The sequence below is a fragment of the Blastococcus sp. MG754426 genome (assembly GCF_021699055.1).
Taxonomy (GTDB): Bacteria; Actinomycetota; Actinomycetes; order Mycobacteriales; family Geodermatophilaceae; genus Blastococcus.
The window spans coordinates 82,448-94,086 of record NZ_SSXC01000001.1 but is presented as its reverse complement, the minus strand read 5'-3'; the positions used below and the strand labels follow the sequence as shown (position 1 = coordinate 94,086).

General features: G+C 73.4%; 12 protein-coding genes and 3 tRNA genes. 10 read left to right on the top strand and 5 right to left on the bottom strand.

Going from position 1 to position 11,639, the window contains the following annotated elements; genetic code table 11:
• Positions 1-528, top strand: coding sequence for an acetolactate synthase small subunit (ilvN, locus tag E9549_RS00515; protein WP_236824616.1), 528 nt, complete (start codon positions 1-3; stop codon positions 526-528).
• A 67-nt stretch (positions 529-595) separates the two neighbouring features.
• Positions 596-1,624, top strand: coding sequence for a ketol-acid reductoisomerase (gene ilvC / locus E9549_RS00510; RefSeq protein ID WP_236824615.1), 1,029 nt, complete (start codon positions 596-598; stop codon positions 1,622-1,624).
• 57 nt (positions 1,625-1,681) lie between these two features.
• On the opposite strand, the gene E9549_RS00505 is transcribed toward ilvC, so the two are convergent.
• Together E9549_RS00505 and E9549_RS00500 are read right to left on the bottom strand one after the other, a co-directional pair.
• Positions 1,682-2,263, bottom strand: a complete 582-nt coding sequence (locus E9549_RS00505; RefSeq protein WP_236824614.1) for a hypothetical protein — start codon at positions 2,261-2,263, stop codon at positions 1,682-1,684.
• Positions 2,264-2,382: 119 nt separating this feature from the next.
• Positions 2,383-3,114, bottom strand: coding sequence for a hypothetical protein (locus tag E9549_RS00500; protein WP_236824613.1), 732 nt, complete (start codon positions 3,112-3,114; stop codon positions 2,383-2,385).
• Positions 3,115-3,289: 175 nt separating this feature from the next.
• Between E9549_RS00500 and E9549_RS00495 the strand changes: the two genes are divergently transcribed.
• A complete protein-coding gene (locus E9549_RS00495; protein ID WP_236824612.1) occupies positions 3,290-4,312 on the top strand; it encodes a 3-isopropylmalate dehydrogenase in 1,023 nt (340 codons plus the stop codon).
• Positions 4,313-4,633: 321 nt separating this feature from the next.
• On the top strand, positions 4,634-6,214 hold the full coding sequence (gene cimA / locus E9549_RS00490) for a citramalate synthase (RefSeq protein ID WP_236824611.1): 1,581 nt from the start codon (positions 4,634-4,636) through the stop codon (positions 6,212-6,214).
• A 9-nt stretch (positions 6,215-6,223) separates the two neighbouring features.
• Here the strand turns inward: cimA and E9549_RS00485 are convergent, their stop codons facing one another.
• The 3 genes from E9549_RS00485 to E9549_RS00475 are packed head-to-tail and all read right to left on the bottom strand — an operon-like array spanning position 6,224 to position 7,709.
• Positions 6,224-6,946 carry a glutamine amidotransferase gene (locus tag E9549_RS00485; RefSeq protein ID WP_236824610.1) on the bottom strand — a complete coding sequence of 241 codons (723 nt, stop codon included), beginning with the start codon at positions 6,944-6,946 and terminating at the stop codon, positions 6,224-6,226.
• A gap of 4 nt (positions 6,947-6,950) precedes the next feature.
• Positions 6,951-7,277, bottom strand: a complete 327-nt coding sequence (locus E9549_RS00480) for a putative quinol monooxygenase (RefSeq protein WP_236824609.1) — start codon at positions 7,275-7,277, stop codon at positions 6,951-6,953.
• Between the two features lie 51 nt (positions 7,278-7,328).
• The gene (locus tag E9549_RS00475) at positions 7,329-7,709 is read right to left on the bottom strand and encodes a VOC family protein (RefSeq protein WP_236824608.1); all 381 of its coding nucleotides are present in this window, start codon (positions 7,707-7,709) and stop codon (positions 7,329-7,331) included.
• A 42-nt stretch (positions 7,710-7,751) separates the two neighbouring features.
• Here E9549_RS00475 and E9549_RS00470 point away from each other — a divergent pair, with 42 nt between their 5' ends.
• From E9549_RS00470 to E9549_RS00445, 6 genes are all read left to right on the top strand, one after another.
• Positions 7,752-8,564: a fumarylacetoacetate hydrolase family protein gene (locus E9549_RS00470; RefSeq protein WP_236824607.1), complete on the top strand. Its 813-nt coding sequence runs from the start codon at positions 7,752-7,754 to the stop codon at positions 8,562-8,564.
• On the top strand, positions 8,561-10,036 hold the full coding sequence (gltX, locus tag E9549_RS00465) for a glutamate--tRNA ligase (RefSeq protein WP_236824606.1): 1,476 nt from the start codon (positions 8,561-8,563) through the stop codon (positions 10,034-10,036). Before E9549_RS00470 ends, gltX begins: the two co-directional genes overlap by 4 nt.
• Complete coding sequence (locus tag E9549_RS00460; RefSeq protein ID WP_236824605.1) at positions 10,033-11,205, top strand: CPBP family intramembrane glutamic endopeptidase; 1,173 nt, start codon at positions 10,033-10,035, stop codon at positions 11,203-11,205. Before gltX ends, E9549_RS00460 begins: the two co-directional genes overlap by 4 nt.
• Before the next feature lie 77 nt (positions 11,206-11,282).
• Positions 11,283-11,354 (top strand) — tRNA-Gln (locus E9549_RS00455).
• Positions 11,355-11,389: 35 nt separating this feature from the next.
• Positions 11,390-11,462, top strand: a tRNA-Glu gene (locus E9549_RS00450).
• Positions 11,463-11,560: 98 nt separating this feature from the next.
• Positions 11,561-11,633, top strand: a tRNA-Glu gene (locus tag E9549_RS00445).
• The last annotated feature ends 6 nt before the right edge of the window (positions 11,634-11,639 follow it).

Sequence of the window (11,639 nt, the reverse complement as noted above, 5' to 3'; positions counted from 1 at the left end):
ATGAGCAGGCACACGCTCTCGGTGCTGGTCGAGAACAAGTCCGGTGTGCTGGCCCGCGTCTCGGCGCTGTTCAGCCGCCGCGGGTTCAACATCGAGTCCCTCGCCGTCGGGCCGACCGAGAACCCCGACCTCTCCCGCATGACGATCGTCGTCGACGCGGAGAGCCAGCCGCTCGAGCAGATCACCAAGCAGCTGAACAAGCTCGTCGAGATCATCAAGATCGTCGAGCTGGACGGCGGGGCCGCCGTGCAGCGCGAGCTGCTGCTGGTGAAGGTCCGCGCGCCGATGGCCGAGCGCACCCAGGTCCTGCAGACCGCCGAGCTGTTCCGCGCCCGCGTCGTCGACGTCAACCCGGACACCGTGACGCTCGAGGCCACGGGCACCCCCGACAAGCTCCAGGCGCTGCTGGCGGTGCTCGCGCCGCTGGGGATCAAGGAGATGGCCCAGTCCGGCACCGTCGCCCTGGGGCGGGGCCCGCGCGCCATGTCCGGCGCCGGTACCTTGCGCCCGGTCGAGCGCACCGCCTAGTCCGCACCACCCCATTCGGGCGGTTTGTGCACAAACCGTCGCACCGAACGAAGGAGAGCACCACAGCATGGCCGCCGAGATCTTCTACGACGACGACGCCGACCTCTCGATCATCCAGGGGCGCACCGTCGCCGTCCTGGGCTACGGCAGCCAGGGGCACGCCCACGCGCTGTCGCTGCGCGACTCGGGCGTCGACGTCCGCGTCGGCCTGCCGGAGGGCAGCAAGAGCCGGGCCAAGGCGGAGGCCGAGGGGCTGCGGGTCGTCACGCCGGCCGAGGCGGCCGCCGAGGCCGACCTGATCATGATCCTGGCCCCGGACCACGTGCAGCGGCACCTGTACGCCGAGTCGGTCGAGCCCAACCTGCAGGACGGCGACGCGCTGTTCTTCGGGCACGGCTTCAACATCCGCTTCGGCTACATCAAGCCCCCGGCCGGCGTGGACGTCGCGATGGTCGCCCCCAAGGGCCCGGGCCACCTCGTGCGCCGCGAGTTCGAGAACGGCAAGGGCGTGCCCTGCCTCGTCGCGGTGGAGCAGGACGCCAGCGGCAGCGCCCTCCAGCTCGCGCTCTCCTACGCGAAGGCCATCGGCGGTGCCCGCGCCGGCGTGATCAGGACGACCTTCGCCGAGGAGACCGAGACCGACCTCTTCGGCGAGCAGGCGGTGCTCTGCGGTGGCGCGAGCGCGCTGATCACCGCCGGGTTCGAGACCCTCACCGAGGCCGGCTACCAGCCCGAGGTCGCCTACTTCGAGTGCTTGCACGAGCTGAAGCTGATCGTCGACCTCATGTACGAGGGCGGCATCGCCAAGCAGCGCTGGTCGGTGTCCGACACCGCCGAGTACGGCGACTACACCTCCGGCCCGAAGGTCATCGACGCCCGCGTCAAGGAGTCGATGAAGGAGGTCCTCGGCGCGATCAAGGACGGCTCGTGGGCCGCGGCGTTCATCGCCGACCAGGACGCCGGGGCGCCGGACTTCAAGCGCCGCCGGGCCGAGGCCGAGGCGCACCCGATCGAGGAGACCGGGCGCAAGCTGCGCGGCCTGATGAGCTGGGTGTCGGCGTCCGACGACTACACCGGCACCGCCGCCCGCAACTGAACGACGACGGCCCCCGCTGCCCGGGGCAGCGGGGGCCGTCGTGCGTCCGGCGGGAGGTCAGACGGACTGACCGCGCGCGGCGAAGTACTGCCGGGACTGCTCGGTGCGCAGCAGGACGACGACGAGGATCGGCAGCACGAAGCCCAGCAGGCCGGTGAAGACGAAGCCCTCGTCCTGGACCAGGCCCCAGAGCAGGTACAGCAGCTGCAGGGCGATGGACGCGTAGCTGCCGAGCAGCAGCAGCCGCGGTTCCTGCCCCCGCAGCACCTGGATGCCACCGATCAGCAGGACGACGGCCGACGCGAAGGACAGCAGCGCCAGGAGGCCGAGCAGGGCGTCGATCTCGAAGACGGCACCGATGGCGAAGAGGGTGAGCAGCCCACCGAGCGTGCCGAGGCCGCCGATCACCACACCGATGACCGCCGCCGCGGTGACCTGGCCCGGGCGCTGACCGCCCGGCGCCTGGCCGTAGCCGGCGGGCGCGTTCGGGTAGCCGTACCCCTGCCCGTACTGCTGGGGCGGCTGCTGCTGGCCGTACCCGGGGCCCGGCTGCTGGCCCGGTGGCGGCCCCCAGCCCGGCTGGCCCTGCGGCGAGCCGCCCTGCGGACGGTCGGGATCGGGACCGGTGGGGCTGGACATGGCGGTTCCTCCTGCTCGGGTCCCCCGTCGCGACCGACGGGGACGGTTGGTAGTGATGGTCACACCGGAGCCGGGCCGGAGCAGCCCCGAGGAGGACCGGCCGGCCGGAACCACCCGGTTCAGCGACCGGTGCGGCGGTACCGGTGGGCGGCGAAGAACTGGGTGGCCGGCCGCAGGGACAGCAGGACGACGATCGCCAGGGCCGCCAGCCAGAACAGCAGGTTCACCACGACGTCCCCGGAGGTGCCGTCGACGAGGCTGCCGAGCAGGCCGATGGTCGTGAAGGCGAGCGCGATCGAGCCGCCGACGAGCAGCAGCACCCGGCTGCGGCCGGTCAGCGCCCAGACCGAGCCCCACACCATGACGACCGTCCAGGCCAGGGCCAGCACGCCGACGGCGATCAGCGCACCACCGACGGCGCCGCTGACCGCGCCGAAGCCGGGGATCTCCTCGTCCAGGCCGCCGCCGGCGCCGCTGGCGGCCGCCCCGAACACCAGGAGGAAGAAGGTCACCAGCAGCCCGATGGCGCCGTAGACGAAGCCCAGCACGGCCGCCGTGATCACCCCGCCCGGCTTCGCCGGCACCCCGGGGTCGGCGTACCCGCCGTACGCGCCGTACGGCTGGGGCTGCTGCTGCCCGTAGGGGGAGGGGGCTCCGTACTGCTGGCCGTACTGGGGCTGGCCGTAGCCCTGCTGGCCGTAGCCCTGCTGGCCGTACTGGCCGTACGGCTGCTCCCCGTACCGGGGCTGGCCGTACTGCTGCTGCTCGTAGGAGGGCTGGCCGTGCTCCTGACCGCTCCCGCCGCCGTACGGCTGGGACTCGGAACGACGCTGGTCGTCGGACTGGCTCACTGTTCTCCTCCGTCGGGGCCGGTCTGCGCCGGCGACACGGTCAGGATGTCGGTGCCGCCGAGCGGGAGCAAGGACCGCCGCGGCAGCCGGGACGCGGTGCCGGCAGGGCCTTCCGCCGGGGCGTCGCCAGCCCGGGCGGCAGGCCCGGGCCCCCTCTGACCTAGTGTCCCTTCCCATGCGCCTGGCAGTGATCCCCGGAGACGGCATCGGGCCCGAGGTCGTGGCGGAGGGGCTCAAGGTCCTCCGCGCGGTCGCCCCCGACCTGGAGACGACGCCCTACGACCTGGGCGCCGCGCGCTGGCAGCGCACCGGTGAGCTCCTGCCGGACACGGTGCTCGACGAGCTCCGGCAGCACGACGCCATCCTCCTCGGCGCCATCGGCGACCCCGGCGTCCCGCCGGGCATCCTCGAGCGCGGGCTCCTGCTCCGGCTCCGCTTCGAGCTCGACCACCACGTCAACCTGCGTCCCGCGAAGCTGTTCGACGGCGTCCGCAGCCCGCTGGCCGACGCCGGCCCGATCGACATGCTCTGCGTCCGCGAGGGCACCGAGGGGCCCTACGTCGGCAACGGCGGGGTGCTGCGCAAGGACACCCCGCAGGAGGTCGCGACCGAGGTCAGCCTCAACACCGCCTTCGGCGTGGAGCGCGTGGTCCGCTACGCGTTCGAGCGCGCCGTCGCCCGCCCGCGCAAGCACCTGACCCTGATCCACAAGACCAACGTGCTCACCCACGCCGGTGGGCTCTGGTCGCGGATCGTGGAGGAGGTGTCGGTCGAGTTCCCGGAGGTCACCGTCGCCTACCAGCACGTCGACGCCGCCTCGATGTTCTTCATCACCGACCCGGCTCGCTACGACGTCATCGTCACCGACAACCTGTTCGGCGACATCGTCACCGACGTCGCCGCCGCGGTGACCGGTGGCATCGGGCTGGCGGCGAGCGGCAACCTGGACGCCTCGGGCACCAACCCGAGCATGTTCGAGCCGGTGCACGGGTCGGCTCCCGACATCGCCGGCCGGGGCATCGCCGACCCGACGGCCACCGTCCTGTCGGTGGGGCTGCTGCTCGAGCACCTGGGCCGCACGGAGCAGGCCCGCAAGGTCGACGCCGCCGTCGCCTTCGACCTGTCCACGCGGGACCCGCGGGCGGCGATCCGCACGGCGGAGGTCGGCGACCGGCTCACCGCGCTCGCCGGCGGCTGAGCCACCCGGGCGGAGCACGGGTGCGCCAGGTCGCCCCCGGGCGCCGGTCAGCCCGGGAGCTCGCCGTCCGCGGGGTGCACGGGCCTCCGGCCTCGTGGGGTCACCCCCGGATTCTCGCCGGCGGGCCGGCGCCGATCCCGCCGATCCGCGGCCCCGGGCTGGGGCCTGGTGTCGCAGCAGTGGTTTACTCCTCCGTGATGAGCACCACCGGCCGGATCATCATCGCCTAGCGCGCAGTCACCTCCCCGACTGCGCGCAGACCTCCCGTACCCGGGGGGTCTTTTTCGTGTTCGGGCCGACACCACCGCCCCGGGAGACCCCATGACCAGCACCGACTTCCACGTCTTCGACACCACGCTGCGCGACGGCGCCCAGCGCGAGGGCATCAGCTACTCGGTCGCCGACAAGCTCGCGGTGGCCCGGCTGCTGGACGAGATCGGGGTCGGCTTCATCGAGGGCGGGTGGCCCGGCGCCCTGCCGAAGGACACCGAGTTCTTCGCCCGGGCGCGCACCGAGCTGCAGCTCAAGCACGCGCAGCTCGTGGCGTTCGGCGCGACGCGCAAGGCCGGCGTCGCCGTCGAGGACGACCTGCAGGTGCGCGCGCTGCTGGACGCCGGGACGCCGGTCGTCTGCCTGGTCGCCAAGTCCGACGTCCGGCACGTGCGCGAGGCCCTGCGCACGACGCTGGAGGAGAACCTGGCGATGGTGGCCGACACCGTCGCCTTCCTGGTGGCGCAGGGCCGGCGGGTATTCCTCGACTGCGAGCACTTCTTCGACGGGTACGCGGCCGACCGCGACTACGGGGTGCGGGTGCTGCAGGCGGCGTTCGACGCCGGGGCCGAGGTCGGCGTCCTGTGCGACACCAACGGCGGCATGCTGCCGATGGGCGTCGGACGCGTGGTGGCCGATGTCGCGTCCCGCGTGGACGGGAAGCTCGGCATCCACTGCCAGGACGACACCGGGTGCGCCGTCGCGAACACCCTGGCCGCGGTCGAGGCGGGCGTCACCCACGTGCAAGGGACGGCGAACGGCTACGGCGAGCGGGCCGGCAACGCCGACACCTTCGCGCTGATCGCCAACCTGGTCACCAAGATGGGCATCCCCGCCGTGCCCGCCGAGTGCCTCCCGGAGCTGCAGCGGGTGAGCCATGCGATCGCCGAGCTGGCCAACATCGCCCCCGACGACCACCAGCCCTTCGTGGGCGCCTCGGCGTTCGCGCACAAGGCCGGCCTGCACGCCAGCGCGATCAAGGTGAGCCCCGAGCTGTACAACCACCTCGACCCGGCCGTCGTCGGCAACGACATGCGCATCCTGGTCACCGAGATGGCCGGCCGGGCCTCGGTCGAGCTCAAGGGGCGGGAGCTGGGCGTGGACCTCGCCGGCCAGTCGGACGCGATCGGCCGGGTGGTCGACCAGGTGAAGGTGCTCGAGGCCGACGGCTGGTCGTTCGAGGCCGCGGACGCCTCCTTCGAGCTGCTGCTGCGCGGGCAGCTGCCGGAGGCGCCGCCGCCGCTGTTCCAGCTGGAGAGCTACCGCACCTCCGTCGAGCACTGGGGCAACGGCGTCGTCGTCAGCGAGGCGACGGTCAAGGTGCACGTCGACGGCGAACGGATCATCACCACCGGTGAGGGCAACGGCCCGGTGAACGCTCTCGACAACGCGCTCCGCCAGGCGCTGGTGCACCGCTACCCGCAGCTGGCCGACGTCTCGCTGGCCGACTACAAGGTGCGCATCCTCGGCTGGAAGGGCGGCACCAGCGCGACCACCCGCGTGCTCATCGACACCACCGACGGGGTGGGGGAGTGGACCACCGTGGGGGTCCACGCCAACATCGTCGAGGCCTCGTGGCACGCCCTGGTGGACGCGTTCACCTACGCGGTGCTGCGCCGTCCCCAGCCGTAGCGGCCGTCCTCAGCCGTAGCGGGCGACGAAGTTCGCCAGCAACCGGCCGGGCGCGGTCACCACCGCGGGGGTCAGCCGGGCGATGACCGTCTCGACCTCGCTGGGCGCGAAGTACCCGGCGTGCTGGTAGATGCGCACCCGGGCGACGATCGCGGCGACGTCGAGCTCGGGGTGGAACTGGGTGGCGTAGACGTTCTGCTTCACCTTGAACATCTGCACCGGGCAGGTCGCCGAGGAGGCCAGCAGCACCGCGGTCGGCGGCAGCACGCGGCAGGCCTCCTTGTGGCCGACGAACGCGGTGAAGCGGTCGGGCACCCCGGCGAGCAGCGGGTCCGCCCGGCCCGCCGGGGTCAGGCCCACCTCGACCGCCGACACCGGCTCGCCGAACGTCCGGTCGACGACGCCGCCCTGGTGGGTGCCCAGGGTCCCGATGCCGTAGCAGGCGCCGAAGAAGGCCAGGTCCCGGTCGACGACCTCGTCGAGCAGGCCGGCGACGTCGCGCTCGACCCGCACCTGGACGGCGGACTTCTCCGCGTCCGACGAGTTGAACGGACCCCCGCCGAGGAAGACCCCGGCGTAGTCGTCGAGGTCCAGCGGCGGCAGCGGCCCGGCCTCCATCCGGATGCGGTGCAGCCGGCCGGCGGGCAGGGCGGTGCAGCGCAGGAACGACGCGTGCTCCTCGTCCGCCGCCTCGTCCTCCGGGCGCGAGGACAGCAGCAGGAACGGCTTCACCCGGTCAGCGCGGCTGGATCTCGCCCATCGGACCCCAGCCGGAGACCTCGGGTGCGTCGACGTAGATGATCTGCGGCTGGGCGGACACCAGGTCCGGGGCCTGCTCGACGAACCGCTTGAAGGCGTCGGTGGCCACGTGGGCGGCGCCCGCGTCGGAGTCCCGGAAGCCCTCCACGCAGACGAAGGTGCCCGGCTCCTCGAGGCTGCGCGACCACTCGAAGAAGAGCGAGCCCTCCTCGGCGTTCACCGCGCGGGCGTAGTCGGTGGCCAGCGCGGTCCACTCGTCGGCGCGCTCGGGACGGACGGGGAACTTCACGACGATGAGGATCACCGGGACATTGTCGGCCTCCGGCCGGAGCCGCGGCCAGTTGCCGTCCCCCGGCTACGCCGGATCGAGCCGGGTGCGCAGCAGGCAGAACTCGTTGCCCTCGGGGTCGGCCAGGACGTGCCAGGTCGCGTCCTCGGCCTGGCCGACGTCGGCCGGGGTCGCGCCGAGGTCGAGCAGCCGCCGCAGCTCGGCGTCCTGGTCGCGGTCGGTGGGGCTGACGTCGATGTGCAGGCGCACCTTGCCCGGCGTCGGGTCGCCGACCGGTACGAAGACCAGCGTGGGGGCGGGCCCGCCGAAGCCGTCCTCCGGGCCGATCTCGACGGCGCCGTCGTCCTCCCGCCCCACGACCGGGTAGCCGAGCACCGCCGCCCAGAAGGCGGCGAGGGACTCGGGGTCCCGGCTGTCCACGACGAGCTCGCTGAACCGGCAGGCCATGGGTGCACGGTAGGCGGGAAGGGGCGCGGCTAACCTCGGCTCGTGCGCATCGTCCGTTTCGCCAGTCCTCAGGGCATGTCCTTCGGCGTCCTCGACGGAGACGGCCAGGTGGCCCAGATCGAGGGCCACCCCTTCGGCCAGATCTCCTTCACCGGCGCCCGGTTCGCCCAGGCCGACATCCGGCTGCTCTCGCCGATCCTGCCGAGCAAGGTGGTGTGCGTCGGCAAGAACTACGCCGAGCACGTGAAGGAGATGGGTACCGGGGACGCGCCGGGGGAGCCGCTGCTGTTCCTCAAGCCCTCCACCTCGGTCATCGGTCCCGGGGACGCCATCCGCATCCCGCCGGGCAGCACCAACGTCCACCACGAGGTCGAGCTGGCCGTGGTGATCGGCGCCCGCGGGGCCCGCAACGTCACCCCCGAGCAGGCGCTGGGCAGCGTCTTCGGCTGGACGATCGCCAACGACGTCACCGAGCGGGACATGCAGCGGAGCGACGGCCAGTGGACCCGCGCCAAGGGCTTCGACTCCTTCTGCCCCCTCGGCCCGTGGATCGAGACCGACCTGGCCGGCATCGGCCTGGACGCCGGTGACCTGGAGATCACCTGCGACGTCGACGGCGAGCGCCGCCAGAGCGGCCGCACCAGCCAGCTGCTCTTCGGCGTCCCGACGCTGATCTCCTACATCTCGCAGGTGATGACCCTGCTGCCCGGCGACGTCGTGCTGACCGGCACGCCGTCGGGCGTCGGCCCGATCCGCCCCGGCCAGACCGTCTCCTGCTCGGTGCAGGGGCTGGGCACGCTGACCAACACGGTGACGGCGGCCGACGCCGTCTCGACCGCCGGTGGCGCCCGGTGACCGTGCGCACCCGCTTCTGCCCGTCGCCGACCGGGCTGGTCCACGTCGGGCTGATCCGCACCGCCCTGTTCAACTGGGCGCACGCCCGCCACCACGGCGGCACCTTCGTCTTCCGCATCGAGGACACCGACGCCGCCCGCGACTCCGAGGAGTCCTACCGGCACCTGCTGGACAGCCTGCGCTGGCTGGGCCTGGACTGGGACGAGGGACCCGAGGTGGGCGGCCCGCACGGCCCGTACCGGCAGTCGGAGCGGCACGAGGTCTACCGCGAGGTGGCCGCCACGCTGCTCGAGTCCGGGCACGCCTACGAGTCCTTCTCGACCAACGAGGAGGTCGACGCCCGGCGGCGGGCGGCCGGCCAGGACCCCAAGCTCGGCTACGACAACCACGACCGGTTCCTCACCGAGGCGCAGAAGGCGGCGTTCCGGGACGAGGGCCGCCAGCCGGTGCTGCGCCTGCGCATGCCCGACGAGGACCTCACCTGGACCGACCTGGTGCGCGGCGAGGTGCGCTTCGCCGCCGGCGCGGTGCCCGACTTCGTGCTGGTGCGCGGCAACGGCGTCCCGCTCTACCCCTTCGTGAACCCCGTCGACGACGCCCTCATGGGCATCACCGACGTGCTCCGCGGCGAGGACCTGCTGCCCTCCACCCCCCGGCAGCTGGCGCTGTACGCGGCGCTCACCGACATCGGCGTCGCCCAGGGCACCCCGCGCTTCGGCCACCTGCCCCTGGTGACCGGCGAGGGCACCAAGAAGCTGTCCAAGCGCGACCCCACGTCGAACCTGGACGTCTACCGGGAGCGCGGCTTCCTGCCCGAGGGGCTGGTCAACTACCTGGCGCTCCTGGGCTGGTCGATCGCCGACGACCGGGACATCTTCTCGGTGGCCGAGATGGTGGAGGCCTTCGACGTCACGAAGGTCAACGCGAACGCGGCGCGGTTCGACCTGAAGAAGGCCGAGGCGATCAACGCGACCCACCTGCGGGCGCTGCCGGTCGAGGAGTTCACCGCCCGCGTGGTGCCGCACCTGGCCGCCGCCGGCCTGGTCGCCGAGCCGCCCACCGCCGAGCAGGAGGCGGTGCTGCGCGCCATCGCGCCGCTGGCGCAGGAGCGCATGGTGGTGCTCTCCGAGGCCGTCGGGCTGCTGGGCTTCCTGTTCGTCGACGAGGTCGAGATCGACCCCGCCGCCGCCCAGAAGCAGCTCGCCGGCGACTCCGCCGTGGAGGTGCTGGACGCCGCGGCGGCCGCGCTGGGCGCGCTGCCGGAGTGGACCACGCCGGCCATCGAGCAGGCGCTCAAGGAGTCGCTCGTCGAGGGGCTGGGCCGCAAGCCGCGGCAGGCGTTCGGGCCCGTCCGCGTCGCCGTCAGCGGGCGCACGGTGTCCCCGCCGCTGTACGAGTCGATGGAGCTGCTGGGCCGGGAGCGGACGCTCGCCCGGCTGGCCGCGGCCCGCGCGGTGGCGTCGGAGGGATGAGCTCCCCGGCGGGCGGCGGGGGACCGGCCGACGAGCCCTACGCGGGGCCGCCGCCCACGCTGCGGCCGGTGCCGGGGCGCTTCCCGGTGCCGCCGTGGCCGCAGGCCCCGGGCCCGTACCCGCCCGCGGCGTGGCCCTCCGCGCCGTACCCGCCCGCGCCGTGGGCGCCCGCGCCGTGGGCGCCCGGGCCGGCGCCGTCCCCGCCGGTGCCGCCGGCCGGGTGGGCACTGCCGCCGGGGACGCCGCCGCACGACGAGCCGACGTCGTTCCTGCACGCCATGCGGTCCCGCGACTGGGCCTGGTGGCGGCCGTTGCTGGGGTTGCTCCTGCTCGGGGTGGTCTTCCTCGTGGCCGGGGCGCTGCTCGGCGTGCTCGGCATCCTGACCGGGATCAGCCCCGACCTCGCCCTCATCGAGCTCACCGATCCGGGCACGCTGCTGGTCACCAACGCGACCCTGGCCGTGGGCATCCCGGTGGTGTGGCTGGCCTGGGCGGTGGCGCACGGCATGCGCCCGGGCTGGTCGTCGTCGGTGCTGGCCAGGTTCCGGTGGCGGCTGCTGCCCCGGCTGACCGTGCTGGCGCTGCTGTCGATCGGCGTCGTCATCGGGCTGTCGGTGCTCGTGGCCGTCACCGCGGGGGAGGTGGAGGTCACCGGGCCGGTCCCCTCGTGGGGCTGGTTGCTCGCCGTCGTCCTGCTCACCACGCCGCTGCAGTCGGCGGCCGAGGAGTACCTGTTCCGCGGCTACCTCAGCCAGGCGATCGCCGGCTGGATCCGCGCGCCCCGCACCGGCGCGGTGGTGGCCGCGGTGGTGACCGGCGCGCTCTTCTCGCTGGCGCACCTGCCGCCGGACCTCGCCACCTTCCTGGACCGGTTCGCCTTCGCCCTCGCCGCCTCGGCGGTGGTGTGGCTGACCGGCGGCATCGAGGCGGCCGTGGTCCTGCACGCGGTCAACAACGTGGTGCTGTTCCTGCTCGTCGCCCTGCTGGGGGACGCGGTGACCACCGACGTGGTCCCCGCCGGGCTCGCGCCCGTGTCGCTCGCGCTCACCGCGGCCGGGTTCGGCGGTTTCGTGCTGCTGGTGGCCCGGTGGCGGCGGTCGGCGCGGCCGGAGCTGCGGACCCCGGCCCTGGACCTGCGGCCCCCGCCCGGGCCGGCGCCCGCGCGCTGACCCGCCGTCGGGGGGTGGTGCGACCCGCCCCCGGGACGTCGGGTACAGTTCTTCACGGCACCGCGAGGTGCTACCCATGGGGTATGGGGTAATTGGCAGCCCGACGGTTTCTGGTTCCGTTAGTCTAGGTTCGAGTCCTGGTACCCCAGCGAGGAAGCCTGGTTCCTCTTGCACCACCCAGCACGGCCCCGTCGTCTAGCGGCCCAGGACGCCGCCCTCTCACGGCGGTAGCGAGGGTTCGAATCCCTTCGGGGCTACGCGACCGAGAGCCCCCGACCACTGGTCGGGGGCTCTCGCCGTCCCGGGACCCCCGCTGCGAGCCCCGCCGGCGGGCATGGCAAGATGTTCCGCGCACGGCCCCGTCGTCTAGCGGCCTAGGACGCCGCCCTCTCACGGCGGTAGCGAGGGTTCGAATCCCTTCGGGGCTACGCGAT

Bases quoted from the DNA above. Each gene is read 5' to 3' on its own strand.
- ilvC (WP_236824615.1), top strand. From the start codon at position 596: ATGGCCGCCGAGATCTTCTACGACGACGACGCCGACCTCTCGATCATC.
- cimA (WP_236824611.1), top strand. From the start codon at position 4,634: ATGACCAGCACCGACTTCCACGTCTTCGACACCACGCTGCGCGACGGC.
- ilvN (WP_236824616.1), top strand. From the start codon at position 1: ATGAGCAGGCACACGCTCTCGGTGCTGGTCGAGAACAAGTCCGGTGTG.
- E9549_RS00495 (WP_236824612.1), top strand. From the start codon at position 3,290: ATGCGCCTGGCAGTGATCCCCGGAGACGGCATCGGGCCCGAGGTCGTG.
- E9549_RS00505 (WP_236824614.1), bottom strand. From the start codon at position 2,263: ATGTCCAGCCCCACCGGTCCCGATCCCGACCGTCCGCAGGGCGGCTCG.
- E9549_RS00475 (WP_236824608.1), bottom strand. From the start codon at position 7,709: ATGGCCTGCCGGTTCAGCGAGCTCGTCGTGGACAGCCGGGACCCCGAG.
- E9549_RS00460 (WP_236824605.1), top strand. From the start codon at position 10,033: ATGAGCTCCCCGGCGGGCGGCGGGGGACCGGCCGACGAGCCCTACGCG.